The organism is Aquibium pacificum, from assembly GCF_040839445.1.
GTDB lineage: Bacteria > Pseudomonadota > Alphaproteobacteria > Rhizobiales > Rhizobiaceae > Aquibium > Aquibium pacificus.
Map to the genome: position 1 here is coordinate 1,116,976 of NZ_JBDPGJ010000001.1, position 26,590 is coordinate 1,143,565.

Annotated in this window: 23 protein-coding genes, 1 other RNA gene and 1 pseudogene; 16 read left to right on the forward strand and 9 right to left on the reverse strand. The window is 65.6% G+C overall.

All coding sequences use genetic code 11. The features are described 5' to 3' along the window. The first annotated feature begins 76 nt into the window (after positions 1-76). Positions 77-1,099: an ArsR/SmtB family transcription factor gene (locus tag ABGN05_RS05400; protein WP_367952949.1), complete on the forward strand. Its 1,023-nt coding sequence runs from the start codon at positions 77-79 to the stop codon at positions 1,097-1,099. Then, positions 1,096-2,016 (forward strand): methylenetetrahydrofolate reductase [NAD(P)H], encoded by a 921-nt coding sequence (metF, locus tag ABGN05_RS05405; RefSeq protein ID WP_367952950.1) that lies wholly within the window; start codon positions 1,096-1,098, stop codon positions 2,014-2,016. The genes ABGN05_RS05400 and metF overlap by 4 nt, the downstream gene beginning before the upstream one ends. Before the next feature lie 335 nt (positions 2,017-2,351). Here metF and ABGN05_RS05410 read toward each other — a convergent pair whose 3' ends face one another. Next, complete coding sequence (locus tag ABGN05_RS05410) at positions 2,352-3,326, reverse strand: DMT family transporter (protein ID WP_367952951.1); 975 nt, start codon at positions 3,324-3,326, stop codon at positions 2,352-2,354. Between the two features lie 151 nt (positions 3,327-3,477). On the opposite strand from ABGN05_RS05410, the gene ABGN05_RS05415 reads away from it, so the two are divergent. Both ABGN05_RS05415 and ABGN05_RS05420 read left to right on the forward strand, forming a co-directional pair. Continuing rightward, complete coding sequence (locus ABGN05_RS05415) at positions 3,478-4,695, forward strand: alanine racemase (RefSeq protein WP_367952952.1); 1,218 nt, start codon at positions 3,478-3,480, stop codon at positions 4,693-4,695. A 32-nt stretch (positions 4,696-4,727) separates the two neighbouring features. Beyond that, a complete protein-coding gene (locus ABGN05_RS05420) occupies positions 4,728-4,973 on the forward strand; it encodes a hypothetical protein (protein WP_072606130.1) in 246 nt (81 codons plus the stop codon). Positions 4,974-4,997: 24 nt separating this feature from the next. On the opposite strand, the gene ABGN05_RS05425 is transcribed toward ABGN05_RS05420, so the two are convergent. After that, positions 4,998-5,795 (reverse strand): glycoside hydrolase family 25 protein, encoded by a 798-nt coding sequence (locus ABGN05_RS05425; protein ID WP_072606128.1) that lies wholly within the window; start codon positions 5,793-5,795, stop codon positions 4,998-5,000. A 51-nt stretch (positions 5,796-5,846) separates the two neighbouring features. Between ABGN05_RS05425 and ABGN05_RS05430 the strand changes: the two genes are divergently transcribed. Both ABGN05_RS05430 and ABGN05_RS05435 read left to right on the forward strand, forming a co-directional pair. Further along, complete coding sequence (locus tag ABGN05_RS05430) at positions 5,847-6,002, forward strand: hypothetical protein (RefSeq protein ID WP_367952953.1); 156 nt, start codon at positions 5,847-5,849, stop codon at positions 6,000-6,002. Between the two features lie 21 nt (positions 6,003-6,023). After that, complete coding sequence (locus ABGN05_RS05435; protein WP_367952954.1) at positions 6,024-7,400, forward strand: serine hydrolase domain-containing protein; 1,377 nt, start codon at positions 6,024-6,026, stop codon at positions 7,398-7,400. Positions 7,401-7,403: 3 nt separating this feature from the next. Here the strand turns inward: ABGN05_RS05435 and ABGN05_RS05440 are convergent, their stop codons facing one another. Both ABGN05_RS05440 and ABGN05_RS05445 read right to left on the reverse strand, forming a co-directional pair. Further along, positions 7,404-8,024, reverse strand: coding sequence for a class I SAM-dependent methyltransferase (locus ABGN05_RS05440; protein WP_367953156.1), 621 nt, complete (start codon positions 8,022-8,024; stop codon positions 7,404-7,406). Positions 8,025-8,073: 49 nt separating this feature from the next. Further along, entirely contained in the window at positions 8,074-9,312 is a 1,239-nt protein-coding gene (locus tag ABGN05_RS05445; RefSeq protein ID WP_367952955.1) for a BtaA family protein, read from the reverse strand. Between the two features lie 134 nt (positions 9,313-9,446). Between ABGN05_RS05445 and ABGN05_RS05450 the strand changes: the two genes are divergently transcribed. Then, positions 9,447-11,237 carry a sugar phosphorylase gene (locus tag ABGN05_RS05450; protein WP_367952956.1) on the forward strand — a complete coding sequence of 597 codons (1,791 nt, stop codon included), beginning with the start codon at positions 9,447-9,449 and terminating at the stop codon, positions 11,235-11,237. A 3-nt stretch (positions 11,238-11,240) separates the two neighbouring features. Here the strand turns inward: ABGN05_RS05450 and ABGN05_RS05455 are convergent, their stop codons facing one another. The 4 genes from ABGN05_RS05455 to ABGN05_RS05470 all read right to left on the reverse strand — a co-directional run bounded on the left by ABGN05_RS05455 (position 11,241) and on the right by ABGN05_RS05470 (position 17,599). Beyond that, the gene (locus ABGN05_RS05455; RefSeq protein WP_367952957.1) at positions 11,241-12,461 is read right to left on the reverse strand and encodes a glycosyltransferase family protein; all 1,221 of its coding nucleotides are present in this window, start codon (positions 12,459-12,461) and stop codon (positions 11,241-11,243) included. Further along, positions 12,458-13,261, reverse strand: a complete 804-nt coding sequence (locus ABGN05_RS05460) for an HAD-IIB family hydrolase (protein WP_367952958.1) — start codon at positions 13,259-13,261, stop codon at positions 12,458-12,460. Before ABGN05_RS05460 ends, ABGN05_RS05455 begins: the two co-directional genes overlap by 4 nt. Positions 13,262-13,320: 59 nt before the next feature. Then, positions 13,321-13,863, reverse strand: a complete 543-nt coding sequence (locus ABGN05_RS05465; RefSeq protein ID WP_367952959.1) for a cupin domain-containing protein — start codon at positions 13,861-13,863, stop codon at positions 13,321-13,323. A 79-nt stretch (positions 13,864-13,942) separates the two neighbouring features. After that, positions 13,943-17,599, reverse strand: a complete 3,657-nt coding sequence (locus tag ABGN05_RS05470; protein ID WP_367952960.1) for a hydantoinase B/oxoprolinase family protein — start codon at positions 17,597-17,599, stop codon at positions 13,943-13,945. 110 nt (positions 17,600-17,709) lie between these two features. On the opposite strand from ABGN05_RS05470, the gene ABGN05_RS05475 reads away from it, so the two are divergent. The 7 genes and pseudogenes from ABGN05_RS05475 to ABGN05_RS05505 all read left to right on the forward strand — a co-directional run bounded on the left by ABGN05_RS05475 (position 17,710) and on the right by ABGN05_RS05505 (position 23,399). Continuing rightward, complete coding sequence (locus ABGN05_RS05475; protein WP_367952961.1) at positions 17,710-18,231, forward strand: winged helix DNA-binding protein; 522 nt, start codon at positions 17,710-17,712, stop codon at positions 18,229-18,231. Between the two features lie 137 nt (positions 18,232-18,368). Beyond that, positions 18,369-18,698, forward strand: a complete 330-nt coding sequence (locus ABGN05_RS05480) for a hypothetical protein (RefSeq protein WP_367953167.1) — start codon at positions 18,369-18,371, stop codon at positions 18,696-18,698. Between the two features lie 148 nt (positions 18,699-18,846). Further along, positions 18,847-19,566 (forward strand): TerB family tellurite resistance protein, encoded by a 720-nt coding sequence (locus ABGN05_RS05485; RefSeq protein WP_367952962.1) that lies wholly within the window; start codon positions 18,847-18,849, stop codon positions 19,564-19,566. Beyond that, entirely contained in the window at positions 19,563-20,351 is a 789-nt protein-coding gene (locus ABGN05_RS05490) for a peptidoglycan recognition protein family protein (protein WP_367952963.1), read from the forward strand. The genes ABGN05_RS05485 and ABGN05_RS05490 overlap by 4 nt, the downstream gene beginning before the upstream one ends. Before the next feature lie 469 nt (positions 20,352-20,820). Next, positions 20,821-21,183, forward strand: a pseudogene (locus ABGN05_RS05495) (lytic transglycosylase domain-containing protein); the annotation flags it as partial. Positions 21,184-21,278: 95 nt separating this feature from the next. Beyond that, positions 21,279-21,724, forward strand: an RNA gene (rnpB, locus tag ABGN05_RS05500) — RNase P RNA component class A. A gap of 415 nt (positions 21,725-22,139) precedes the next feature. Further along, positions 22,140-23,399 carry a GGDEF domain-containing protein gene (locus ABGN05_RS05505; RefSeq protein WP_367952964.1) on the forward strand — a complete coding sequence of 420 codons (1,260 nt, stop codon included), beginning with the start codon at positions 22,140-22,142 and terminating at the stop codon, positions 23,397-23,399. Positions 23,400-23,590: 191 nt separating this feature from the next. Here ABGN05_RS05505 and ABGN05_RS05510 read toward each other — a convergent pair whose 3' ends face one another. Then, positions 23,591-24,703, reverse strand: a complete 1,113-nt coding sequence (locus tag ABGN05_RS05510) for a cystathionine gamma-lyase (RefSeq protein ID WP_367952965.1) — start codon at positions 24,701-24,703, stop codon at positions 23,591-23,593. A 400-nt stretch (positions 24,704-25,103) separates the two neighbouring features. Between ABGN05_RS05510 and mraZ the strand changes: the two genes are divergently transcribed. Next, positions 25,104-25,571, forward strand: a complete 468-nt coding sequence (mraZ, locus tag ABGN05_RS05515; RefSeq protein WP_367952966.1) for a division/cell wall cluster transcriptional repressor MraZ — start codon at positions 25,104-25,106, stop codon at positions 25,569-25,571. Then, on the forward strand, positions 25,568-26,590 hold the full coding sequence (gene rsmH / locus ABGN05_RS05520) for a 16S rRNA (cytosine(1402)-N(4))-methyltransferase RsmH (RefSeq protein WP_367952967.1): 1,023 nt from the start codon (positions 25,568-25,570) through the stop codon (positions 26,588-26,590). Before mraZ ends, rsmH begins: the two co-directional genes overlap by 4 nt.

Sequence of the window (26,590 nt, forward strand, 5' to 3'; positions counted from 1 at the left end):
CGAACGGTTCGACGAGAAAGGTTGCATCTTCACCCAGATTGATATAAACATATCTTTATATCGTTTGGAGAACTGGATGCTCACACGTCCGCTTACCGATCTTGAGACCTTCGTTGATAGCTTGAAGGCCGTCGCGGAATCCAGCCGCATGCGGATACTCTTCCTCCTGTCGCGCGGCGACCTGACGGTCTCGGACCTGACGGAAATCCTCAATCAGTCACAGCCGCGGGTTTCGCGCCATCTGAAGGTGCTTCTCGACGAGCGGCTGATCGGCCGCTACCAGGAAGGCTCCTGGGCCTATTTCCATCTTGCCGAACAGACCTTCGAACGCGAACTCGTCTCGGGCCTGATCTCGCGGATCGATTCCTCGCAGTCGCCCGTCGACCGGGACCTCGAGCGCCTAGAATCGGTCAAGCGCCGCCGTCAGGAGCGAGCTGCCTCCTATTTCCAGTCAAATGCCGCCAGCTGGGACCGTATCCGCTCGCTGCACGTGCCGGAGGAAGCCGTCGAGCATTCCATCGTCGAGCTGATCGGTGAAAAGCCCTTCCGCAGCATGCTCGATCTCGGCACCGGCACGGGAAGGATGCTCGAAATTCTTTCGCCGTTCTACCAGCACGGCATCGGGGTCGATATGTCGCGCGAGATGCTTGCCATCGCCCGCGCCAAGCTCGACGACGCGGGCATCACCAACGCGCAGGTCCGGCAGGGCGACATCTACGCTCCGCCGGCGGAACGCGACCAGTTCGACCTCGTCACCATCCATCAGGTCCTGCACTATCTCGACCAGCCGGGCCGCGCCATCGCGGAAGCCGGACGCGTGCTGCGCCCCTCCGGGCGGCTCCTGATCGTCGATTTCGCGCCGCACGAGGTGGAGTTCCTGCGCGAGGATCACGCGCATGTGCGCCTCGGCTTCACCGAACGCCAGATTGCCGACTGGCTGGAAGAGGCTGCGCTCGATCTCGAAACGACGCTCGAATTCGAACCGCAGGGTATCGCCGGCGAGAACCTCACGGTGAAACTCTGGCTCGCCCGCGACCGCCGCCTGCTCGTCGCCGATACCGAACATAGCCACCATCAAGAGACGGAGCTATCCGCTTGAACCAGTACCGCTTCTCCCGCCGGCCCGACATCGGCGACAGGATCGCCGTCTCATTCGAGTTCTTCCCGCCAAAGACCGACGCCATGGAGGCGAAGCTCTGGGAAACGACGATGCGGCTCCAGCCGCTCGCCCCGTCATTCGTATCCGTGACCTACGGCGCCGGCGGATCGACGCGCGAACGCACCGCCCGGACGGTCGGGCGAATGGTGCGCGAAACGCGGCTTCGCCCGGCGGCGCACCTGACCTGCGTGGACGCGACACGCGGCGAGGTTGACGAGGTGATCCGCGAATTCCTCGGCATGGGGGTGAGCCGCTTCGTCGCGCTTCGCGGCGATCCGGCCGAGGGCGTAGGCGCACGGTACCGCCCGCATCCCGGCGGCTACGCCAACGCTGCCGAACTCGTCGGAGCGTTGCACGAGCAGGGCGCCACGGACATCTCCGTCTCCGCCTATCCGGAAAAGCATCCCGAGAGCCCGGATTTCGCGACCGACATCGACATGCTGAAGCGCAAGGTCGACAATGGCGCGACGCGGGCGATCACCCAGTTCTTCTTCGACAACGACAGCTACGAGCGCTATGTCGAGCGGGTGCGGCGCGCCGGCATCTACGTGCCGATCGTGCCCGGCATCCTGCCGGTCCACAATTTCACGCAGGTCGCCAATTTCTCGGCGCGCTGCGGCGCACATGTTCCCGCATGGCTCGCCGAGCGCTTCGACGGGCTGCACGACGATCCGCAGACCCACGCGCTCGTCGCCGCGGCGGTCGCGGCCGAGCAGGTGCTGGACCTCGTCGAGCGCGGCATCACCGATTTCCATTTCTACACCATGAACCGCGCCGACCTCGTGTTCGCGATCTGCCACATGATCGGCATCCGGTCCGGTGACGTGCTGCAAGAGCTAAAGCCGGCCGCAGCCTGACGCGCGCCGTCGGTACGAAAGCAAATGGCCGGGCACTAGGCCCGGCCATCCTTGTCCATGCTACTCGTGGCGCCGGGGCGCTCCGGCTTCAAGGCTTATGGGATCACTCCCATGATCAGGGCGCCGATGAAACCAAACGCAAAACAAATCATCAGTGCGTTGATAGGCTTTGTCAGTCCCATGTCATAGCCTCCTGCGTAGACTATGCCAGAAGTGTAGGCGAGTTTGGGCCACTCGCAAGCGAAAACTATGCTGCGGTGCGGCAACAGGGTGGAAGGACGTTGCGCGGCAAAGGGTCTAGGCGTTGATTTGCCTTCGCAATCGGGTGCCTCGGATCATGTGGATTTTTTCGTCGGCTCAGGTGCTGCTATCCGCGCCGGGAGACCGCGCCTTCGGCGCCGCAGCGCGGTGACCGCGCGGCCATCGATCACCAGCAGGCCGCATCCGATGAGGCCGATTCCGACCGCTTCGAAGGCTTCCAGGCGCTCGCCCAGGAAGAGGATGCCGAGCAGCAGCGCGCTCACCGGCACGATCAGGGTCACGAGCGAGGCGTTGGTGGCGCCGGCGGACGCGAGGATGCGGAAATAGAGGATATAGGCGAAGGCGGTCGAAAGCAGCGCCAGCCCGAGCACCGCGCTCCAGGTCTGCGCGCTTGCGGTGAGCATCTGCGAGGTATCGTCCAAGACTACCACGATCGGGACCATGATCACGCTCGACGCGGTCAGTTGCCCCGTCGCGATCAGCGTGGGCGACAGTCCGGTTATCCGCTTCGCCACCACGAAGGCGAAGGCATAAGAAAGTGCGGTGCCGATCAGGGCGAGCTTCGCCCATACCGGCCCCCCGAGGCCGGCCAGCAGCCCAGGCCCGATCATGACGGCCGTGCCGGCGATGCCGAGGGCGATACCTGCGAGCTTGCCGGAGGTGATCTTCTCGTCGGCGACGAGGAAACTCGCAACGATGATGGTCCAGAAGGGGGTCGTCGCATTCAATACCGAGGCGAGCCCAGCGCCGATTTCGGTCTGGCCGAGGAACATCAGGCTGAACGGCACCACGTTGTTGACCGCTCCGAGCAGGAGAAGCCCGCGCCAGGCCAGGAATGTCGGCGCGAAGGATATGCCGCGCGCCAGCAGATAGACATGCAGCGCAGCAGCCGCGATCGCCACGCGCAGGAGCACGAGCGTGAACGGCGCGATCTCCTCCACTGCGATGCGGGCGAAGAAGAAGGAACCGCCCCAGATGGCGCCGAGCAGCAGGAGCTGTGCCCAGACGACTGCCGACATCGGACGCGTCGCCGCGGATTTCTCGTTCATAAGATGCCGATCCTCATAGTTGAACAGAGCGGCTCGTAGGTGCGGGCACTGTCGATCGCCACCCGTTTCCGGATTTTGCATCGTCCGGACAAACCGGCGTTTTCCATACGGGCTCCATTGCCCTAGATTCGGGCCGACACGGGAACAGCTCATGCAACGATTCGAAACCGCCCGCGATGCGGCCCTTTCGCTCCGACCGGACGTACCGGTCTACTGCTTCCGGCCTGAAGTGCTCAAGGCCGACGCCAGGCGCTTCATGGAAATGTTTCCGGGCAAGACTGCGTATGCGGTCAAGACCAACGGCGAAACGATGGTGCTGAAGACGCTGTCGGAGGCGGGTGTCACCGCGTTCGACGTGGCCTCCCCGGCCGAATTCGAGGCGGTGCGGTCCGTCGCGCCGGAGGCGGAGATGCTCTACATGCACCCGGTCAAGGCGCAGTCCGACATCAGGCTGGCGCTCGAGACCTACGGCATCCGCACCATCGCCATCGATCACGAGGACGAGGTGACGAAGCTCGCGCGCGTGGTGCAGGCGCTCGATATCGATCCGGGCACCATCGCGGTCTTCGTACGCATCCAGACCAAGGGGAGTGCCGCCTACGAACTGTCGAAGAAATTCGGCGCGGGACCGGCGCATGCGGTCGAACTCCTGCAGCGGCTGCACCGCAACGGCTACCGGGTCGGCATCTGTTTCCACGTCGGCAGCCAGATTTCCGATCCCGACACCTATGAGAGGGCGCTACGCACGGCAGACTGGGTGAGGAACCGGGCCGCGGTGCCCCTGGCCGGTCTCGACGTCGGCGGCGGGTTCCCGGCCGAGTACGGCCACGACCCGAACCGCAAGGCGCCGGAAATGCCCTCGCTCGGGCAACTGATGTCGCGCCTGCGCGGCGACATCGTGGAATGGGGCTTCGGCGACATGCCGCTGGTGGCGGAGCCGGGCCGCGTGATCTGCGCGCATGCCTTCTCGCTGATCGTGCGGGTGCTCCTGCGCAAGGGGCGGCGCATCTACATCAACGACGGCATATGGTCGTCGCTGTCGGATTCCTGGACCGGCAAGATCACGCTGCCGGCGCGCTTCATTCCCGATCCCGCGATCCGCAGCCGCAATGGCGACCGGAGCAAGATCGTGCCGTTCAAGGTCTGCGGCGCCACCTGCGATTCCGTCGACATCCTGTCGCGGCCCTTCTGGCTGCCGGAGACGGTGGACACGGGCGACTGGATCGAGATCGGCCACATCGGGGCCTATTCTCTCGCGCTCAGATCCCGCTTCAACGGCTTCTACCCGGACACCTTCGTGGAAGTGTCGCGTCCATTTGACGAGGGGACGCAGCCCGAAAGCTTTGCTAGCCTGGAAACGATGGCCTGAGCCGGGAACGGGCCGGAGGAGGGTATAACCCGATGCCCAAGCTGATACGCTTCGTGATCGTCAATTCCCTCACGGGAATACTGATCGGCTGGCTCGTCGCCGCGGGGCTGATCTGGTTCAACGTCCGGGGGTTCGGAGAACTCGTCATGCACTCGGACCAGCGGGCCGCGGCGCTTGCCATCCTGGCCATGTCCTTCGGCGTCACCTTCGGTTTTGCCTTCCTCGCCACCGCGCTCATCCTGCTCCCGCGCGACAAGGACGGCTTCGACAGGCTCTGAACGCAGGTATGACGCCGCCGGACGTCAGCTCGCGTTGGCCTTCAGCCATTTGCGCCAGGAAGCGGCGCTGCCGTTGAAGACGTTGATGTCGGCGTCACCGCGGATGCCGGGAACGATGCCGGTGCCTGTGTACTGCCAGAACAGGAAGGACTGCTTCCCGTATTTCGTGTCCGGATGCCCGGCGACCGAGCGCAGCCACCAGGGATAGCCCTTGAACTCCCAGAGCCGGTTGTCCTCCCAGAAATCGATCGAGGTGTAGATGATCGGCTTCTTGCCGTAGTGCTTCTCGACGGCGTCGAGGAACACCTTCATCTCGGCCTGCACGGTCGCGGCCGGCGGCCGCAGCTTGCAACTCGGCGACAGGTGGTTCCATTCCATGTCGAGCACGGGCGGAAGTGCCGTCTTGTCGCGCGGCACGTGCTGGATGAACCATCGCGCCTGCTCGATCGCCGGGCGGCAGAAGTAATAGAAGTGGTAGGCGCCGCGGGCGACGCCAGCGACCTTTGCGGCATTCCAGTTGCGATGGAAGTAGTCGTCGACGCGGTCGCCGCCTTCGGTCGCCTTGATGAAGGCGAAGGAGATGCCGCTGGCTCTGGCCTGTGCCCAATCGACTTCCGTCTGGTACTTGGCGACGTCGGTGCCGTGCACCGGATAGCTCGTCGGCGTCCGAGCGCCCCAGTCATGCGGATCGCGGTCGCCGTATCGCGGGTTGAGCACGATGTCGCCAGGAGCGGACGTCGGGGCGATCTCGGCGAGATCGAGCCCCGTCGAGGTGCACCCCGCAACCACCAGGGCAAGTGCTACTGCCGCCCATCGGCGCATTCTTCTGCCTCCGCCTCGTTGCCCCGAATCGCCTTCGACCGGAGGGAGAGCATGGAAAACGAACGGTTAACAGCCGGTCACCGCAAGTCACGCACCGGCATCCGGTCGCCCGCGCTTGGCGGTTGCATTTCCCCGGCTTCCGCCCGAAAGTCCGCCACACCGAAAATGGGCAATGGCGGCGATTTGAAGACCGCAGCGCAACAATAGGGCAGGGGCGGCCAGGTTCAAATGCGTATCGTCATCGGCATCCTGAAGTGGCTGGTCATCCTCGTGGTGCTCGCGGTGGTGGCGGCTGCCGGCTGGCTCTATTTCGCCCCGCCGGATCTGATCCGCGTCGGCACGGGCTACACGGCCAAGATCGTGTGTTCGAGCGTCTTCATCGCCGGGCGCGATCCGGAGCAGGTGCTCGCCGTCGACGTGCAGGCGCCGGGGCATTGGTTGCTTGGATATATCGACGTCGACGTCGACGTGTCCGAAGGCGTGGTCTCGGCCGCGCTTCTCGGCATCTTCGGCGAGAGCAGGGCGATCGATCGCGCGGGGCTGGGCTGCGCCAGCGTTCCGGCCGGTTCGGTTATCGAAGCCATCTCGGCCACGCCCGGCTCGGTAACGGCGCGGCAGTCGCCCTGGCCTCAGGGCGACCTGGTGGAACCCTCCACCGATACCAAGATCGCCGCCATCCTCGACGACGCCGAACTCACGGGGCCCGGCATGCGAGCGGTCGTTGTCGTGCATGACGGGCGCATCGTGGGCGAGCGCTACGGCGAGGGCTTCTCGGCCGCCACGCCGCTTCTCGGCTGGTCGATGACCAAGACGGTGAACGCGGCGATCGTCGGCACGCTGGTGCAGGAAGGGCTGCTCGCGACCGACCAGCAGGAACTCTTCGAGCGCTGGGACGACGAGCGCGCCGCGATCAGCCTCGCCGACATGCTCGGCATGGCGAGCGGGCTGGAGTTCAACGAGGACTACGGCGACGTCACCGACGTGACGCGTATGCTCTATCTCGAACCCGACATGGCCGCATTCGCCGCGTCGAAGCCGCTGACGGCTGAGCCGGGAGCGGCGTTCAACTATTCCAGCGGCACGGCGGTTATGATCTCGCGCATCTGGCAGGACGCGATCGGGGAACCGCAAAATGCGCTGGACTATCCGCGCGAGGCGCTCTTCGATCCGCTCGGCATGGAAAGCGCGGTGCTTGAGGTGGACGCGTCGGGCACGTTCGTCGGCTCGTCCTATCTCTACGCCAGCGCCCGCGACTGGGCGAGGTTCGGCCAGTTCCTGCTGGGGGACGGGGAGTGGGACGGCCGCCAGATCCTGCCCGGCGGCTTCGTCGACTGGATGCGACGGCCTGTCCCTGCCTCCGACGGCGAATACGGGCAGGGGCAGCTCTGGCTGCACGGGCCGCGCGGCGGGACGCCTGAGGGCGAGGAGTCCGATGCCGGCTTCACGCTGCCCGACGATGCCTTCTGGGCGATCGGCCACGATGGACAGACCATCACCATGATCCCGTCGCAGAACCTGGTCGTGGTGCGGCTGGGACTGACACCCTCGAAGCTGGGCTACAAGCCGCAGGCTCTGGTGCAGGCGCTCGTAGAAGCGGTGGAGTAACGGTCAGCGCCGCATCACCGCGTGGACGGCATAGCCTCGGAAAAGCGATTCGAATTCGAGGCTTGCGCCGGTCCTTTGCGCTTCCGATTCAAGCAGTTCGCGCAGTTCGTCACGCGGGGCGACGTGGAATTTGGTGAGCCACGCGCGCAGGCCGCCGCGGAACCAGCCGGGAAGGCGGTCCTGGCCTCCGAAGTCGACGACGTGGAGCGAGCCGCCGGATGCCAGCGCTTCCAGGCCGAGGGCGATCGTCTTTTCCCAGCCGGGGATCATCGACAGCGCGTAGGAGACGAAGACGCGGTCAAAGGAGGCTCTCCCGAACAAAGCCTGCGCGTCGAAGGCCGTCGCGTCGCCGCGCTCCAGGACGACCTTCCCCGATATGCCCTCGCGCTCGACGGCCTTGCGGGCCGAGATCAGCATCTCGGCCGAGATGTCGAGACCGAAATAGCGCGCCTGCGGGTAGTGCCGCGCGGCCAGCACGATGTTGCGGCCGGTGCCGCAGCCGAGTTCGAGCACGGTCCCTCCCGGCGGCACGTCGAGACCGGCGATCATGCGGTCGCGGCCGAGCAGGTAGTATTTGCGGGTCGCGTCGTAGAAATGGCGCTGGACCCGGTAGACCCCGTCCATCAGCTCGGCATGATTCTCCAGGCGTTTCGAGGCGGAGCCGCTCACCGCGCTAGTCCCGCTTCAAGTAGAGATGGAAGCCGCCATAGATGGCCGAGCGGTCGCGCGCCGAAAACTCCGCCGAAGCCTCCTCCTCGTAGCGCCATTGCGACAGGATCGCGTCTGAGACCCGTCCAGGCAGCAGGCTTGGCGCGGCGGCCGTACGGAAGATCACGCGCGCGCCGGGGGCTGCGGTGCGGGTGATCTCGCTCCAGAGCGCCTCGAGCTGCGCGTCGGTCATCCAGTCCTGCGCGTCCAGTAGCACGTAGCGGTCGACCGACGCTTCGGGCTTGCGCGCGAGCAGTTCGACGAAATTGACGTGATGCACCGTCACGCGATCCGCGTTGGCGCGGATCGTGGTGAAATTTTCCGCGGCGAGATAGGGCGGGAGCGCCGCCTCGCCGGGCTGCGGATAGCGCCGCGCGAAAGCCTGCCAGGCGAAGTAGTTGGAATTCAGCGGGAAGTCGCAGGCGAGCTTGCGCACGCGCTCGCGCAGGACGTCGGCCATCGTCATGTCTCCCGCGAGCGCGTCATACTGCGCCGGCGGGATGCCGAGGCCGAACAGCGAGGCCTTCTTCGACGTCGCCCAGCGGATGAAGCGCCTGTCGAACAGCGTACCGAGCTGTTCGGCGAAGAAGATGCGCTGCGCGCGCAGATCATTCGCCTCCAGGATCTCGGCCGGGTTGACGCCGTGCAGCCTGGCGGCGAGATGCCCTGCGCCGATGCACCAGCCGAGCAGGCCGGTGCGATAGAAATCCCGCCCGAAGACCGAGATGCGCCTGCGCCCGCGTAGATCGCGCATCTCCCAGTAGCGGCGGGTGGACGCGTCAAGATGCGGCGCCAGGAAACGGTCGTAGGCCATCAGGTTGTGGGCGTTGCCGGCGGCGCCGAAGAAGCGGAAGAAGTCGCCCTGGGAGGGAAGGTGCCTCAGCGCCGCCAGCTTCAGGCGGTTCAGCGCGACATGCGCGGTGTTCAGGTCGACGGCGTCGATGCGGGCCGGCGAGCGCGTGAGATAGGAGAGCACGTTGCAGCCGCCGGAGGCGATCGTGACCACGCGGTGGCCTTCGCCGAGCTGCATGGCCTCCATGTCGACCTCCGGGTCCTCCCATATCTGCGGGTAGACGAGGCCGGTGAAGAGGAGGGCGAAGAGGCGCTCCAGGAGACCTTCCCTGGAAAGGGCCCTGTTCTGATAGACGGCCCTCTTGATATGGCTGCGTCCGGAAAGGCCGATGTCCGCGGAAAGGTCTGTCATGGTGGCGAATCCCGCTCGTGGGTGCTTTCGTCAGCGGGTAATCGATCGGGATGACAAAGCGGTGACACTTTGCCGGCGCTGCCGATGGCGCCGCCAACCTTGCATGTTGCACTGCGATAGGCTGAAATCAGAGCATGGCCGGTTCCGCTTCTCGCCCGCTCCCGTCGCGCCCGCTGCTCGAACGCAAACTTGAGGCGCATCTGCGCTTCATCTATCCCGAGCGAAGTCCCGAGGACCTCACCGCGCAGGTGATCGAGGCCTTCTGGCCCGCCGGAAGCGGCGCCCGGATGCGGCCGACGGCGCGGCGTGCGAGCGCTCCGCCCTGGAGCGAGCGCGACGCGGTGCTGATCACCTACGGCAACTCGCTGATCGACGGCGAACACCCTCCACTGACGCTGCTGCACGATTTCCTGAAGGTGCATCTGCGCGGCGCGATCAGCTCGGTGCACGTGCTGCCGTTCTTCCCCTGGACGTCGGACGACGGGTTCTCGGTGGTCGACTACACCAAGGTCAATTCAGACCTCGGATCTTGGGATCATCTGGCGCGTCTCGGCGCCGACTACCGGCTCATGGCCGATCTCGTGCTCAATCACGTATCCAGTTCCAGCGCCTGGTTCACTCAGTTCCTGCAGGACCAGGAGCCGGGCAGCGGCTACTTCATCGACGTCGATCCGGCGACCGACCTTTCCGCCGTCGTTCGCCCGCGCCCGCATCCGCTTCTTCGGGCGGTCGAGACGCCATCGGGCGAAAAGCACGTCTGGTGCACCTTCAGCCACGACCAGGTGGATGTGAATTTCGCCAATCCGGACCTGCTCCTGGAGTTCATCCGGATCATGCGCTTTCACATCGACAACGGCGTGCGCACGATCCGGCTCGATGCCGTCGCCTTCGTCTGGAAGGAGATCGGCACCTCTTGCATTCATCATCCAAAGACGCACGAGATCGTGCGCCTGATGCGCACGCTCGCCGACTACGCGCATGAACCGCTGGTGCTGATTACCGAGACGAACGTGCCGAATTTCGAGAACCTCTCCTATTTCGGGAACCGTAACGAGGCGCACGCGGTCTACAATTTCTCCTTCCCGCCGCTGATGGTGCACGCGCTGCTGACCGGCGATTCGACGCTGCTGAATCGCTGGCAGATGCGCATGCCGCCGGCGCCGATGGGCTGCTTCTTCTTCAACTTCCTCGCCTCGCACGACGGCATCGGGCTGCGGCCGGCGGAGGGCTATCTGGACGACGAGGCGATCGCCTCGATGATCGAGACCATCCGCGGCTTCGGCGGGCTGGTCTCCATGCGCGGGATGGCCGACGGGTCGCAGCGGCCCTACGAGATCAACGTGTCGCTGTTCGACACGCTCAAAGGGACGGCCGCGGCCGGCGAGGACGGGATGCAGTTCGAACGCTTCGTGTGCTCGCAGACCGTGATGATGGCGCTGGAAGGCATTCCCGCCTTCTACATCCACAGCCTGCTCGCCACCCCCAACGACCACGAGCGGGTCGCCAGGATGGGCCACAACCGCTCGATCAACCGCCACCAGTGGAACTATCCGGAGCTGGAGGAGCGGCTCGCCGACGCGTCCACGGATCAGGCTCGGGTGCTGAAGGAGGTGCTGCGCCGCATCCGCATACGGGCGGGGCAGCCGGCGTTCCATCCCAACGCCACGCAGTACACGTTGCAGCTCGGCCCGGCGCTGTTCGGCCTGTGGCGCCAGAGCCTCGACCGGGAGCAGTCGATCTTCGCGATCGCCAACGTGACGGCGGAGCCACAACGGTTGTCGCTCGTCAGCCTCAACCTCATCGCCGGGGAAGACTGGACCGACCTCATCACCGGTCGCCGCATCGACGTACCGGAGCTGACGCTCGACCCCTACCAGTGCGTCTGGCTAACCAACCGCCCGAAGCGCGCCATGCGGGCGAGATAGGCATCAGTCCTCGCCGCGCGCATCCTTTTCCACCGCAGCCGCGAGGTCGGACAGGATGCCGGGGAAGGCGGCGTTAACGCGTCGCCAGTTGGGGATGAAGGGCGTCTCGCTTGGGTTCTCCAGGAAGATCTCGCCGGCCGCGGTGATGTTCCTGGCGAAAAGTTCCACCGCCTGCTCCTCCTTGTGGCGGTCGAGCGACAGGCCGTTCATCACAGCGTCCGCGTGATAGCTTTCGATCAGGTCCAGCGCGATGCGGAAATAGGTGGCTTTCACGCTGCGCAAGGTGCCGGCGGAGAAGATGACGCCCTCTGTGGCCAGCTTGCGGAAAATGGCCTTGGTGATGTCCGTCGCCATCCGCGACAGGCCCTTCTGCGGGTCGTCCTGCGACAGGTCCTGGTGCTTGTGGTCGTAGACGTCGGCGATGTCGACCTGGCAGATGGCGCGGGTGGAGGCGTTGCGGCGCAGTTCGGAGAGCACGCCGATCTCCAGTCCCCAGTCGGTGGGGATGCGGATGTCGGGCACGACGCCGACGCGCATGGCGAATTCGCCCGACAGCGGATAGCGGAAAGCCGACAGGTAATCGATGTAGCTGTGCGGGCCGACCGTCATTGCGAGCGCCTGGAGGAGCGGCGTGACCAGCAGGCGGCTGACGCGGCCGTTGATCGTGCCCCCGGCTATGCGCGAATAGTAGCCTTTGGAAAAAACGTAACGGAACGACGGGTTGGCGACCGGATAGACCAGCCGGGCGAGCAGGTCGCGCGAATAGGTGGTGATGTCGCAGTCGTGGATGGCGACGACATCCGTCTGCTGCGCGGCGAGCGCGTAGCCGAGGCAATACCATACGTTGCGCCCCTTGCCGGGCTCGCTCGGGGCCAGTCCGGCCTCGGCCAGGCGATCATCCACGGCCCGCAGGCGCGGTCCATCATTCCACAGGATGCGGTGGTTCTGCGGCAGGACCGAGAAGAACTCGCGCGCGTGCTCGAACTGGAGCCGGTCGGCGCGGTCGAGGCCGATGATGATCTGCGTCAGGTAGGGGACGCGCGCGAGTTCGGTCAGAATTGCCGGCAGTGCGTCGCCTTCGAGTTCGGAGAACAGCGACGGCAGGATCAGCGTGATCGGCCGGTTGCGCGAGAACGCGAGGAGGTCGCCTTCGAGTTCCTCCACCGTCCGCCGGGTCAGGTTGTGCAGCGTCGTCACCGCGCTGGTCTGGTGGAAATCGCTCATCCTGAAGCTCCTCCATGCGCTGGCGGCGCGTATTCCCCGAGGATGCCTAGCACCGCGGCGTTCCAGCCCGCCGGGCCGGGCAGCGTGGTGCGGCGGATGCGCCCCTCCGCCTCGCCGGCAAGCGGGGGCAGGGGCGCGTGCGCGGGGTTGGCGACAACGACGCCGATGTCGGCCGCTTCGATCATCTCGCGGTCGTTCTCGGCGTCGCCGAGCGCGACCACCGGCGCGAGAGGGCGGCCAAGCCGGCGCTCCAGTTCCGTGCGGACCTCCTGCATGCGCCGCGACTTGGACGTGTCGCGACCCACGGTGAGGAAGCGGCCGCCCTGCACGGCTCTCAGGCCGTGTTCTTCGAGGCAGGCGAGGAATTTGTCGTGTTCGGTGGACGTTCCGGAGAACAGGCCCGGCTCCGAGTGGCGGCGCTGGCGGGCGCGGCCGGCCTGTTCTTCGGAAAGGCCGGTCAGCGAGGCGATTCCCGCTTCGTCCATGTCGCCGAAGCCTCGGAACATCGCACGAAGGCGCGGGGGCAGTGCGTCGAGCGTCGCGCGGATGTCGGAATAGTCGTCGAGGGAGGCGACTGCCGCGTCGCCCGCCCAAACGATGCCGCCGCCGTTCTCCACGATGGCCGGCACGTCGCAGCCGAGCGCCTGGCGGATCGGCCCGATCTCGGCCGCCGTCTTGCTCGTCGCCAGCACGAGCGGAACGCCGCGCGCAGTGAGCGCCTCGAGGGCGGGCAGGGCTGCATCGAAACGATAGGTCTCATGGTCCAGCAGCGTGCCGTCGAGATCGGTGAAGACGATCATGAATCCGGTCTAGCCGCTGACATGTTGCAGTGCAACAAGAGAAGCCGCGAGGCCGCGCGTCAACCGTGGCGCAGCGCCGTCAGCAGCGGCCCGGCACCGCCCCATACCGGATCGCTTTCGGGTACGGGAACGCCTGCGATCTGCCGCAGCATGGCGTCGTCGTAACCCTCTTCGGCGCGGATCACCGAATAGTCCTCCTGTCCGGGTGGGTAGGCGCCGCAGATGGCGAAGTCGCCGCTTGGCGAAAGCTGGCAGTGCCCGAAGCCCGGCGGCAGGATTGCCACGTCGCCAGCCTTCACCTCGACTTCCTCCCCTTGCGGGCCGCCCAGCATCAGCCGCGCCGATCCGCGCGCCACCGCCAGCGCCTCGAAGCAGTCGGGATGGAAATGATGATAGTCGAACACCCGCCACGTCCACGTGCCGGCCCAGCGGTTCCCCTCCATCAGCCGGCGCACCACTGCATCATCCCGCGCGCCGCCGAGCGCGTTCCTGGCGAGCACGGCGGGGAAGCGGTCATTGTTGGGAACGTGGTCGCCGCGCGGGTAGGAGAGGCGGCGGATGGAGATGGTTTCGGCGGGGGCGGGGGTCTGCTTGTCCGGCACGCGTCATCTCCAACATTTGCTTTTCTTGCGCACCAAAGATCGCAGAGGTCGAGACGTTCCAGATGACGCGGGCTGATTTTCAACCGCGCCCGAATCCTCCCGCCGTCGGCGTCGTCACGATAACCGCTTCGCCGGCCTCAATCACCGTCTGGTCGCAGGCCTTCAGGGTCTCGACCGTGCCATTCTTTCGCCGCACCTCGGTCTTCCCGACCTCGCCGTCGCTGCCTCCATCGAGCCCGCGCGGGGGGTGGCCGCGGTGGGAGGAGAGGATGGCGCATTCCATGGTTTCGAGGAAGCGGATGGTGCGGCGGGTGCCGTCGCCGGCGTGCCACCTGCCCGTGCCGCCCGAGCCTTCGCGGATGTGGAAGTCCTCGAGCATCACGGGGAAGCGCAGTTCCAGGATTTCCGGGTCCGTAAGGCGCGAGTTCGTCATGTGGACGTGAACGCCGGAGGTGCCGGGGAAGCCGCGTCCGTCGTTCATGCGCCCGGCGGGCGACCCGGAGCAGATCGTCTCGTAGTATTGATAGGTCGCGTTGCCGAAGGTGAGATTGTTCATCGTGCCCTGGCTGTTGGCCAGCGCCCCGAGAGCAGCGAACAGCGCGTTGGTGACGTGCTGCGATGTCTCGACGTTTCCGGCCACCACTGCGGCCGGATAGGTGGGCCGCAGCATGCAGCCGTCGGGGATGACGATCTCGATCGGCCTCAGGCACCCGGCGTTCATCGGGATCTGGCCCTCGACCATGACGCGGAAGGCGTAGAGCACCGCCGCGCGCGCGACCGGCTCGGGCGCGTTGAAATTGTTCTTCATCACCGGCGAGGTACCGGTGAAGTCCACCTTCGCCGAACGTTTTGCGCGGTCCACCGTGATCCGCACCCTGATCACCTGGCCGGTGTCGGTCGGGTATTCGCATTCGGAGGCGTCGGGCAGGCGTTCCAGCACCCGGCGCACGCTCTCGGCGGCGTTGTCCTGCACGTGGCCCATGTAGGCCTCGACCACGTCGAGCCCGAAATGCGCGACCATCTTGCGCAGTTCGGCCACACCCTTTTCGTTGGCGGCGATCTGCGCCTTGAGGTCGGCGATGTTCTGGTGCGGGTTGCGCGCAGGGTAGGGGTGATCGGTGAGAAGCTCGTGGAGTTCGGCCTCGCGGAAGCGGCCGCGTTCGACGAGGCGGAAATTGTCGAACAGCACGCCTTCCTCGTCGACGGTCGTGGCGAGCGGCGTCATGGAGCCCGGCGCGGTGCCGCCCACGTCGGCATGGTGGCCGCGCGAGGCGGCCCAGAAGAGGATCGATTTGCCGAAATCGTCGAACACCGGCGTCACCACCGTGATGTCGGGCAGGTGGGTGCCGCCATTGTAAGGCGCGTTGAGCGCAAAGACATCGCCGGGATGGATATCGCCCTCGTTCAGGCGGATGATCGTCTCGACGGAGCGATCCATGGAACCCAGGTGCACCGGCATGTGCGGGGCGTTGGCGACCAGCGCGCCGTCGGCGTCGAAGACCGCGCAGGAGAAATCTAGCCGCTCCTTGATGTTGACCGAATAGGCGGTGTTCTGCAGCGTCACGCCCATCTGCTCGGCGATCGACATGAAGAGGTTGTTGAAGACTTCCAGCATGACCGGATCGGCTTCGGTGCCGAGCGCCGCCTGGCGCGCCTTGCGCTCGACGCGGCGCAATAGCACGTGGTCCCTGGCGGTGATCTCCGCCTGCCAGCCGGGTTCGACGACGATGGTCTGGTGGCGCTCGATAACGAGTGCGGGGCCGGCAACCCGCGTGCCGGGGGCAAGGTCCTCGCGCCGGAAGATTCCGGCCTCGCGCCAGGCGCCTTCGTAGAAGATCTCCCGCGTCTCGGCGGTCTCGGCCGCCCTATCCATCACCGGTTGCTCGACTTCGTCGCGGCCGGAATCGCGCATGTCGATGCCCTCGACGCTGATGGCCTCGACGATCATGGTCTTGTTCTCGTAAACGAAGCCGAACTGCGCCTTGTGCGCGGCCTCGAAGGCCTTCTTCGCGTCGGGTACCGAGAAGCTCTCGAAATCGACGGGAAGCGGCGTGTCGGTGCCGTCGTAGCGGACCTGCAGCACGGGCCGCCAGGAAATCTCCTCGTCGGCGATGCCCTGGCTGCGCAGTTCCTCGAAGACCGCCTTGCGCAGGCTTTCGGTGAGCAGCCGGATCTCGTCCAGCGTGTCGTCGGCCAGCGGCTTCAGCAGCGCCTGCTGGCGCGAGGCGTAGATCGCGGCGAGGCCGATGCCGTAGGCCGACAAAAGGCCGGAGAAGGGGTGGACGAGCACGGCTTCCATGCCGAGCGCGTCGGCCACCAGGCAGGCGTGCTGGCCGCCGGCCCCGCCAAAGCAGTTGAGCAGGTACTCCGTCACGTCGTATCCGCGCTGGACGGAGATCTTCTTGATGGCGTTGGCCATGTTCTCCACCGCGATGGTGATGAAGCCCTCGGCGACCGCTTCCGGCGAGCGGCCGTCGCCGATCGCCCGCGCCATCTCCTCGAACTTCCTCCGAACCACCTCGCGGTCGAGCGGCTGGTCCTGGTCGGGACCGAAGATCGCCGGGAAGAACTCCGGCTGCAGCTTGCCCAGCATCACGTTGGCGTCGGTGACGGCGAGCGGCCCGCCGCGGCGGTAGCAGGCGGGTCCGGGGTTGGCGCCCGCCGAGTCGGGGCCGGCCTGGAAGCGGCCGTCTTCGTAATGCAGCACCGAGCCGCCGCCGGCCGCCACCGTGTGGATGCGCATCATCGGCGCTCGTACGCGCACGCCCGCGACCTCCGTGTCGAAGGCGCGCTCGTATTCGCCGTCGTAATGGGCCACGTCGGTCGAGGTGCCGCCCATGTCGAAGCCGATCACCTGCTCGAAGCCGGCAAGCCGCGCCGTCTCGACCATGCCGACCACGCCGCCCGCCGGTCCGGAGAGCAGCGCGTCCTTGCCCTGGAAGAGGTCGGCGGCGGTCAGCCCGCCGGAGGACATCATGAACATGAGGTTGGGTGAACCGCTGTTTCCCTCCCCCTCAGGAGTGGAGGAAAGCGAAGGCTCCGCCCCCAGTTCCGCCGCCACCCGGTTCACATACCGCGACAGGATCGGCGAGAGGTAGGCGTCGACCACCGTCGTGTCTCCGCGCCCCACCAGCTTGATCAGCGGCGAGATCTGGTGGCTGACGGATATCTGGGTGAAGCCGGCATGGTGGCAGAGGCTCGCCGCCATCAGCTCGTGGTCTGGGTAGATCCATGAATGCATGAAGACGACGGCCACCGCCTCGATGCCGTCGGCGCGGGCCTGTTCGATGAGCGGCTTCACCTCGTCGAGCTTCGGCATGGTCTCGACCGAGCCGTCGGCGCGCACGCGCTCCTCGACCTCGATCACCCGCTCGTACAGCTGCTCGGGGAGGATAATCTCCTTTGCGAAGATGTCGGGCCGCGCCTGGTAGGCGATCTTCAACGCATCGCGAAACCCCTTGGTGATAAGGAGCAGGACCCGGTCGCCCTTGCGCTCGAGCAGCGCGTTGGTCGCCACCGTGGTGCCCATCTTCACGTCGCCGATGCGGTGCGAAGGGACGGGCTCGCCGGGCTCAACGCCAAGCAGGTCGCGGATTCCCTGCACGGCCGCGTCGCGATAGGCTTCGGGGTTCTCCGAAAGCAGCTTGCGGGGGTGGAGGTTGCCTTTCGGATCGCGGCCGATGATGTCGGTGAAAGTGCCGCCGCGGTCGACCCAGAAATCCCATTTCCCGTCCATAGGCCGTTCCCCCGCGATCATGGTTGGAGATTTCCCGTGTCCGGGCTATAAGTCAATCAAGTGCAAATCGTCAACATTTTATCGACGTTTCGTCGACGAAGGGGGAGCGTATGTCGAGCGGAAAAAGGGCCTTGGGACCGGTCGTTTCGGCGGCGCACCTGGCGGATGGCGCCATGCCGTCGCTGTCGGAGATGGAGTTCGCGATGACCATCCTCAACAACGCCTTCCAACGATGGATGGTGCGCTGCATGGGCGCTGCCGGCGTCTCAGGTCTCGGACCGCTCGACGTCCAGATCCTGCATTCCACCAACCATCGCGGCCGGGAGAAGACGCTCTCGGACCTCTGCATGATGCTCAACATAGAGGACACGCACGTGGTCTCCTACGCCCTGAAGAAGCTCGAAGGCGCGGGGCTGCTCGAGACTGGCCGGCGCGGGAAGGAAAAAACTGTCAAGGTCACGAAGGAAGGGGCGGAGGCTTGCGCGCGGTACCGGGAGGTCCGCGAGGCGCTGCTCGTCGGCAGCGTCGAGGGCCTCCGCTTCGAGGACGAGGAAATCAGCCGGATCGCGGCGCTGATGCGCACGCTCTCGGGCCAATACGATCAGGCGTCGCGAAGCGCCGCGAGCATGTGAAGGCAGGGCCAGCAGCCGCCCGTCGCTGACTTATTGTTACCGTGCGCAGATCTATTTGACGAAACCTGCCTGGGGGGCAGGGCATTCCTTGTCCGACGGCGCGCTATCTCGTGCGCCTCTTCAAGGAGAGAACCGACATGAAGAAGATCATCCTCGCTTCCGTCTCGTCCATCGCGTTGCTGGGTCTCGCCGCGTGCAGCGATACCGACACGACAACCACCGAAAGCATCCAGACCGAGCAGTCCGAGCCCGCAACCCCGGATACCGCGGTGGTTCCGGAAACCGAAACCGCCCCGACCGACGACACCACGACGCAGAGCATCCAGGGCGAAAGCGATGCCGACGTGATCATCGTGCCGGACGACGATGCGGCTGCGACGGACGTGCCGACCGATGACACGACCACGCAGAGCATCGATCCCGATGCCAATGCGGAAGAGGGTGAGCAGGCTCCTGCGGCCCAGTAACTCCGTTTCGATCCGCAACGACTGAAGAAAGCCGGTTTCGACCGGCTTTTTTCATGCCGGACGGGGAGGGGTGCGACGCGCGATCGATAGGCGCTCGAACGCGATCTGGGGTCTCGCAATCTTCGGAGAACCGAACTAGACAGAAATCATGTCTATCTGGGCTCGCATCGGCGAACTGGCGTCGCGCATCTCCGCAGGGGCCGTCTCGGGAATAGCCGAGATCATCGAGTCCGTGCGCACGACGTTTGCCGGCGACCCAGAGCTTCGGCGCAAGGTCGCCTTCTCCATCGCGATGATCGCCCTTTCGGCCAAGATGGCGAAGGCGGACGGCATCGTGACGCAGGAAGAGGTCCGCGCCTTCCAGGAAATCTTCTCCATGCCGCCCGAGCAAGAGCGCAACGTAACGCGTCTCTACCGGCTCGCGATGAGCGACACGGCCGGCTACGAAGCCTATGCGGAGAGGCTGGCCAATCTGTGCGGGTCGGGCCAGCGCGACTGCCAGATGCTGGAGGATATCCTTGACGGGCTTTTCCATATCGCGAAGGCCGACGGGCTCATCCACGAGAAGGAGGTCGAATTCCTGCGCCGGATCGCCGACATCTTCAACATCAGCGACAGTCATTTCCGGGCGATTTTGGCGCGACATGCGGTGTTGGAGGATTCCGATCCCTACGCGATCCTCGGGATCGAACGGGGAACCAGCTTCGAGAAGGTGAAGCGGCGGTATCGCGAACTCGTCGCCGAGCATCACCCGGACAAGCTCGTCTCGCGAGGCGTTCCGGAAGAATTCGTCGCCATCGCCAACGACCGCATCGCCGCCATCAACACTGCCTACGAGACGATCGAACGCGGTCGCGTGCCGGCATGAGCGGTTTCGCCGCCGATCACCCCGGCGCGGAGATTCGAGTCTCACCCAATTTCGGCCCGAGGGCGGGTGGCATCGGGCCCGACATGATCGTCCTGCACTATACCGGCATGGAAAGCGGCCCCGGTGCCGAGGCATGGCTGTGCAATCCAGAAAGCGAGGTCTCCTCTCACTATCTCGTCCACGAGGACGGACGCATCGTCCAGATGGTCCGCGAAACCGACCGCGCCTGGCATGCGGGCAAGAGTTCATGGAAGGGCGAGAGAGATATCAATTCGCGCTCGGTCGGCATCGAGATCGTCAATCCCGGGCATTTCCTCGGCTATCCCGATTTTCCGGAGGCGCAGATCGCGGCGGTGATCGACCTCTGCCGCGGCATCATGGAGCGACACCCAATACCGCCGGAACGGGTGCTCGCTCATTCGGACGTGGCGCCCGGCCGCAAGATCGATCCGGGAGAGAGATTTCCCTGGACGAATCTGGCCGATGCGGGAGTAGGCGTTCGCCCGCCTGAGCCCCCGCCGGTCTCCGGGCCGTATCTCGCCTGGGGCGCGAGCGGCGAGGCGGTCGAGAGGCTGCAGTCGATGCTTGGCCTCTACGGCTATGACGTCGAGATCACCGGAGTTTTCGACCGGACGACGCACGTCGCGGTCGAGGCGTTCCAGCGCCATTTCCGGTCGACTCGCGCCGACGGGATCGCCGATGCCGCGACCTGTGCCGTGCTGCACGAGCTGGTTTGCGCCAGGCAGGCTGACGCGACGGAAACTCGCGTCGTTTCAAGGACTTGATGTAACGAGCGTTCACGAAAGTTGAACGCCTCGGCCATGTTTGCCGCTCATTCCCCTTTCATCAGCCCGACCGTTCGCGATCGGACGAAGCCTCGGCATTGTCCGGTCCAATCGGAAAACACGCCCGGTGCGGCCGGGCGAAAGAAGAGAAAAGGCCCGAATGAACAGAAATCTGGTACTCGCCGCGGCGTTTGCGTGCGGCGTGACGAACTCCGTCGCGATTGCGCAGGAAGCGCCGGTACAATTCGACCGGACCGAACTGGCCGAGGCCTTCGCATCGCTGAAGGAAAGCGGCGGAGAAGACAACGGCGGAGATGCCGAGGCGCCGGCTCCGGCCGTCGACAACATGACGACCGCTTCCATCGATCGCGGCCGGCCAGCGCTGGTGGCTGTGGCGCGCGAAGCCGCTACTTCGGAGGCAGTTGTCGCCGGCAGCGCGAAGACGGACGTCAAGGTCGTCAAGAACCAGTATTCGACGATCATTTCCAGCTATGCGTCGGCCTATGGCGTGCCCGTGGCGCTGGCGACTGCGGTGGTCGGTGTTGAGAGCAACTTCCGGCCGGACGTCCGCGGCAGTGCCGGGGAGATCGGCCTGATGCAGATCAAGCCGACGACGGCGAGGATGATGGGCTATACCGGCTCCGCGAAGGGTCTCTACGATCCCGACACCAACATACGGTACGGCATGAAATACCTGGCCAAGGCGCATCAGCTCGGCGGCGGAGACACCTGCGGGACGATCCTGCGCTACAATGCCGGCCATGGCGCCAAGCGGATGAACCGCGTATCCGCGGCCTACTGTGCCAAGGTGAAGCGCCAGATCGGCGGCTGAGGGGGAGGGCGGCGGCTGTCGTCAACCGCTGCCGCCGCTGCCGTTTGTCCGGGTCGGGCTTGCGTTTTCCCTCCCGAACGACTTTATGCAGTCTGCCAGCTGGCCGGGCGGCCGCACGCGCGAATGCCGAAAGGCCGCGCGTGAGGAAAGTCCGGGCTCCATGGAAACACGGTGCCGGTTAATTGCCGGCGGGGGAAACCCCAGGGAAAGCGCCACAGAAAGCAGACCGCCCCGCCTGCAAGCCGGCCTATCGGAGCAGCCGCTCTGGTAAACGGGCCGGTTTGCCGGCGGGGCAAGGGTGAAAGGGTGGGGTAAGAGCCCACCGCGCGCCTGGCAACAGGGGCGGCACGGCAAGCCCCACCGGGAGCAAGACCGAATAGGGACGGCGAGGGAGTTCGCTCCCGGGCAGTTTCCGGCCCAGCCGTCCGGGTAGGTTGCACGAGGCGGGCAGCAATGTCCGTCCCAGATGAATGGCCGCCACGTTCCGGCGCAGCGATGCGGCGGGGCCATACAGAACCCGGCTTACAGGCCGGCTGGCACCTTTTCGTGGACATCGTCGAGACTGCGACGCGGCGCAAGGGCGGTCTTTGCGGGGCGTCCGCGCGCGCCACATTCCTCGCTGCGAACCCAATGTGGGTTTCGTCATCGGCCCGGCACAGAAACGCAGCGCAACCATGTCATCCGAACTGGCGGTCGAGGTGGATGGGGCGGTCGCTGCCGGAGAGTATTCCTCCGATAGCGACGTCGCCGTCCAACGCGCAAATGTCGCGGTAGGTGGGTCGACCTCGTAGCCAAAACAGCCGACCGGCCCCCTGCCAACGCACGCGAAGCCCGCCATTGCTCGGCTCGCAATTCGGCAATCGCACGGATATCCTTGGACGAACTTCGTTAACCCCCACCCCCTAAGCTCCCCGGGCGGCCTCATCTCTCGTTTTTAGGGCCGCACGGGAGTAAGTATGTCTGGCCCGACGGTTACCTTGCCGATGCTGGAGTCCTATCTGGCGGAGACACACAAGCGCCTCATCTTCCCGCACGCGCTTGAGGTGCTCTACGGCCAGCAAATGGAGACCTATCGCCAGAAGGTGATGGCCAAGGGTCTTCTCCCGGCGGTCATCATCTACAACGCGTTCCTGGTGGCCGATCTACTGCTGCTTCCCGAGACCGCCCTGCTGGCCGTGGGAATTCATCTTGCCTTGGTCACGCCCATCATCCTGATCGTCACCTTCCTCTACTCCAAGGTCAGGCGCCAGTGGCTGCGCGAACTGACGACCACAGTGATACCATTCATGATGGTCGCCCAGATCATGTTCATCTACGCACGGAACGAAGGCGCGGCGGCGGACCAGTACCAGTACCTGGCGGTCATGATCGTGATCTACATGAACGTGAATCAGCGCTTCGGATTCCGCCTTGCGGTCGCATCGACGCTACTGCTGATGGCTACATATCTGGCCATCCTGCTGCCGGGCCATTCGCCTTTCGAGGTCAAGTTCACGGGCTCCTGCCTGATGGCGGCAGCGGCCTATCTCAGCCTCATGGCCAACCGGCGCATGGAACAGGACGTCCGATACAATTTTCTCCGACGATTGCGCGACCAGCTACGGCGTGAAGGCGCGGAGGAAGTGGCCAAGCGGGATGCGCTGACCGGTCTCGCAAACCGTCGCAAGGTCGATGAGGTGGTCGAGACCCTCTGGGCTGCGGATCGTCAGCAGGACTCGCTCGTCGCGGTGGTGATGGCCGACATCGACTATTTCAAACCCTTCAACGACCGCTACGGACATGCTGCGGGCGATCTTTGCCTAAAGCGCATAGCCGGCGCCCTCACCACGGAATTGCGCAATGAGCGGGATCTTGCCGCCAGACTCGGCGGCGAGGAATTCCTCCTTCTGTTGCCGTACACCGATATGAGCGAGGCGGTGCGCGTGGCGGAGCGCGTCCGTCGACAGATCGAAAACGTTGCCATCCCGCACGAGGCGTGCGGACCGCGCGGGGTGGTCACCGCGAGCTTGGGCGTGGCCGCGGGTCCGGTGTCCGCACACCCCTTCACGGAGTTGTTCGCCAGTGCCGACGCCGCGCTCTACGCCGCCAAACGCAATGGACGGAATCAAGTCTGGCCACCCTTCGTGAGCAAGGACAATCCGGTTGCTCGACTGAGTGGAGAATCGGTGGGGGAACCGCGCACATCGCCGCTTTCCTGCAGGGCGAAAGCTCCCTAGCTCGACCGTGGCGTTCCCGCCGCAACCAGACGAGACCGTCTCGCCGCGGACGTTCCCCATCGGCTCTTCGGCGAATACCTGAATTCCACCACGGCGTCGCGCACGCCGTCGAAATCCTCCGCCGCGCTTCATGTCCTGGTCTGGACGCACTCGCTATTCGGAAAACGTTTTACGATTTCGGGCGACATGCGTCAGACGATCCTGTCGAGCGCTGCCTCCAACGCGTCCCAAAGAACCTCGGTCGGTTCGCAGCCCACGGAAAGCCGCACGAAGCCCGGATCTACAGCGTCGCCCCAGCGGGCGCGCCGTTCGGCCGAGGTGTGGACGCCGCCGAAGGAGGTCGCGGGCTGGATCAGCGGACAGGCATCGATGAAGGCCTCCGCCTTCGCCTCGCTCGCCAGCGTCAGTCCGATCAGGAAGCCGAAGCGATCCATCTGGGCGCGAGCCAGATCGTGGGCGGGATCGCCCGCGAGCCCCGGGAAGCGGACGGAGCGCACGGCGGGATGGTCCCGCAGACGCGGGGCGATCGTGTCGGCCGATCCGCACATCCGGTCGAAGCGAAGTTCGAGCGTCTCCAGTCCGCGATGCACCAGCCAGGCCTCGAACGGGCCGGGAATGCCCCCGGCGAGCTTGCGCCAGTCCCGCGCCGCTGCGATCAGGTCCGGGTTTCGGCTCGCGACATGGCCGAACAGGGCGTCCGAATGGCCGTTGGGCGCCTTCGTGTCGGCGGCCACCACGATATCGGCGCCGAGGTCGAGCGGCCGCTGGCCGAACGGCGTCATGGTCGTGTTGTCGGCCACGACCAGCGCGCCGACGCCATGCGCTGCTTCCGCCACCGCCCCGATGTCGCAGACGTCAAGGCCCGGATTGGACGGCGTCTCGACGAAAACCAGCCGGTATCCCTCGAAGCCGCCGCGCAGGAAATCCGCCGTCGGCCGCAGGTCGGCCGTCACGCCGAGAGGCTTGAGGAAACGTTCGGCCAGCACGCGGGTGGTGTAGTAGCCGTCGGACGGGAGGAGGATGCGGTCGCCCGTCCGCACGACGCTGAACAGCACGGCCGAGATCGCGGCCATGCCGGACGGAAATGCCAGTGTCTCGGCATCCTCCAGCAGCCCCAGCGCCTCCTCCGCCGCCTCCCATGTCGGATTGTCGAAACGGCCATACTGGTCGAATCCGGCGGGGTCGCCCGGCAGATGGAACATAGAGGCCATGGTGAGCGGGAGCGCAACGGGATCGCCTTTCCGGGCGCGCGCCTGCCGGAGATGGGGGAGTGCTGCGGCGCGCGGGAGATCGGAACGGGTCATGGGATCGTCCTTACCGGATCATTGGGGGCGTCTCAGGTCCGCGATAGCCCGGTTTCACCCGGCGGTACACTGGCCAGCCGAGCCGCGAGTCCTAACTCTTCGTTAGGCCTAATGGAGCATAAACGGAAGTTGCCGATCGATCGGCCACGTTCCGCAATTCAGAGGCTCGGTGGAGCTTCGTCCCGTTGACGCCCATATTCGCCCATGGTATCCCTAAAACATAATCCAGTCTTCGTTCCAGTGACGAGTGAAGCGTCCCAACAACCGGCAGCCCGTGCGGCCGCGGGAAGAGGTCGCTTTATGCCTGACTTCAAGAATGGCGGGGGATTTGCGGGAGCGCGCGGCGGCACGGATTTTTCGATGAACGGAAGCGCAGCGGCGGAGGCGGCTGTCACGAGGAATGGACCGTTTTCTTTCCAATGCGGTGAACCGGATCGACGCCAAGGGGCGCGTCTCGGTACCTGCGCACTTCCGGGCCGTTCTGGCCAGGCGGGGTTATGCGGAACTCTACGCGCTGCGCGCCCTGGACATGCCGGCGCTCGACGTGGGCGGGCTCGACCTGCTCGACCGCTACGAGGAGCGGATGGCCAACGAGGATCCGTTCATGCAGACGGCGGACGACATGTCGTTCTTCTGCCACGGGGACGGAGCCTTTCTGAAGCTGGACGGCGACGGGCGGATCACTGTGACGGATTTCCTGCGCGAGCATACCGGTATCGACGCGGACGTGGCGTTCGTGGGGCGTGGGCAGTTTTTCCAGATGTGGGAGCCGAAACGCTTCCAGGACTACAGGACCGAGGCGCGCGCGCGGCTGTCGCGATTGCGGCAGGAGGGAACGACCGGGCGCATGACTGGAGAGACGGAATGATGGCGGGTGCCGGCGGCCTCGACGACGCCGGTGGCGGACCGGCCCGCCACATTCCGGTTCTTCTCGACGAGGTGCTGCGGGCGCTCGATCCGGCGGAGGGGAAGATTTTCGTCGACGGAACGTTCGGCGCCGGCGGTTACACGCGCGCGCTGTTCGCGGCGGGTGCCCGGGTGGTTGCGATCGACCGCGATCCCGACGCGATCCGCGACGGGAAGGCGATGGAGGCCGCGTCCGGCGGAAGGCTGCGTCTCGTGCAGGGGGCCTTTTCCCGGCTGGACGAATATGCGGATGAGCCGGTCGACGGCGTGGTCCTCGACGTCGGCGTGTCCTCCATGCAACTCGACCAGGCGGAGCGCGGCTTCTCCTTTCGGCACGACGGTCCGCTCGACATGCGCATGGCGCAGGCAGGCCCGAGCGCGGCGGATATCGTGAATGTCTTTAAACCCGGCGACATGACCCGCATCTTCGGGCTTCTCGGCGAGGAACGCCACGCGGGCCGCATCGCGCGCATGATTGAGAAGCGTCGCGACACGCGGCCGTTCACGACGACGCGCCACCTCGCCGAGGCGATCGAGGCGCTGGTCGGCCGCCACCCGAAGGACAAGATCCATCCCGCGACGCGTGTCTTCCAGGCGCTGCGCATATTCGTCAACGACGAACTGGGCGAACTGGCGCGGGCACTCTTCGCGGCCGAGCGGGTATTGAAGCCGGGCGGAAAGCTGGCGGTCGTCACCTTCCATTCGCTTGAGGACCGGATCGTCAAGCGCTTCATGGCCGAGCGCGCGGGCGGCAGCGGCGGCTCGCGCCATCTGCCCGAAGTGCAGGCCGTGCCCCCCACCTTCGGCAAGCCCGAGAAGGTGATCGCCGCGTCCGAGGCCGAGGCGGAACGCAATCCGCGCGCCCGCTCGGCCAAGCTGCGCGTCGCGGTCCGCACGGAAAACCCGTCACGGCCGGAAAACCATTCGATCTTCGGGCTTCCAAAGCTTCCCGAAATCCATTTTTTCACGGAAAAAAGATGA